The following is a 503-nucleotide window of genomic DNA, read 5'->3' as shown; positions in this document are numbered from 1 at the left end:
AGGGAGTTCTTGTGGGCATCTGGAGAAAAAGTACTTCAAAAAGCATTTGACCAAAAGCTGAACTCTTCAGCGGCTCATACAAAATTAATCGAACTACTGACCGATTATTATTTTGTTGGCGGCATGCCTGAAGCCGTAAACTCATGGTTCGAAAACTCAGAACTCAGTATTATTGAACGCATTGAAGCCGTATCTGAAGTCCATAGGAACTTAATTGAGGGCTACATGCGTGATTTCGGAAAGTACTCTGGAAAAGTGGACGCACAGCTAATCGAATCTGTATTTCGAAGCATCCCCGCTCAACTATCTTCGGTATTCGACGACTCCGTTAAACGGTTTAAATTCAAGGGAGTTCACGAACGCAAGTCTCGCTATGCTGAATATGAAAGTGCGATCACATGGCTTCACAAGTGTCGGCTTGCTTTAAAAAACCATCCTATTGAAGGACAGCCTCGTTCTCCTTTAGCTGCTTCTCAGAAGGAAAATACAGTTAAACGATTTTT

General features: G+C 42.3%; 1 pseudogene. It reads left to right on the top strand.

The annotated features are described in order from the left end of the window. A pseudogene (locus tag R7R24_RS30810) lies at window positions 1-503 on the top strand (AAA family ATPase); the annotation flags it as partial.

It is taken from the genome of Vibrio sp. 704 (assembly GCF_033339295.1).
Note: the sequence above shows the minus strand (reverse complement) of the source record. Positions and strands in the feature narration are given on the sequence as shown.